Annotated in this window: 1 pseudogene; it reads left to right on the top strand. The window is 69.7% G+C overall.

From position 1 onward, the window contains the following. Positions 1–575, top strand: a pseudogene (gene acnA, locus D180_RS18030) (aconitate hydratase); the annotation flags it as partial. Positions 576–651 lie beyond the last annotated feature (76 nt).

Here is a 651-nt window from a genome sequence, read left to right as displayed (position 1 = left end):
GCTACGGCAGCCGCCGCGGCAACGACGACGTCATGGTCCGCGGCACCTTCGCCAACATCCGCATCAAGAACCTGATGTTCGGCGGCGAGGAAGGCGGCAACACCCTGTACCACCCGCCCGGCGGTGGCCAGCCGGAAAAGCTGGCGATCTACGACGCGGCGATGAAGTACAAGGCCGACGGCGTGCCGCTGGTGGTGATCGGCGGCAAGGAGTACGGCACCGGCTCCTCGCGCGACTGGGCGGCCAAGGGCACCAACCTGCTCGGGGTCAAGGCGGTGATCGCCGAGAGCTTCGAGCGCATCCACCGCTCCAACCTGGTCGGCATGGGCGTGCTGCCGCTGCAGTTCCTGCAGGGCCAGAACGCGCAGTCGCTGGGCCTGGACGGCTCGGAGGTGTTCGAGATCACCGGCCTGCAGGACGGCGCCAGCAAGCGCGCCCAGGTCAGCGCGACCAAGGCCGACGGCGCCGTGCAGACGTTCGAGGTGGCGGTGATGCTGCTGACGCCGAAGGAAGTGGAGTATTTCCGCCACGGCGGTCTGCTGCAGTACGTGCTGCGTCAGTTGGCCGCGCGCTGACCGACCCTGCGGTTTCCGGCAGCGGAAACCCGGCCCCCGCGCCAGCGCGGGGGCGCTGCGCCGGCACGCGAACCAA

The organism is Xanthomonas sp. SHU 166, assembly GCF_000364685.1.
Lineage (GTDB): Bacteria > Pseudomonadota > Gammaproteobacteria > Xanthomonadales > Xanthomonadaceae > Xanthomonas_A > Xanthomonas_A sontii.
The sequence above is the reverse complement of the archived record's forward strand: the minus strand, read 5'-3'. Positions and strand labels throughout refer to the sequence as shown.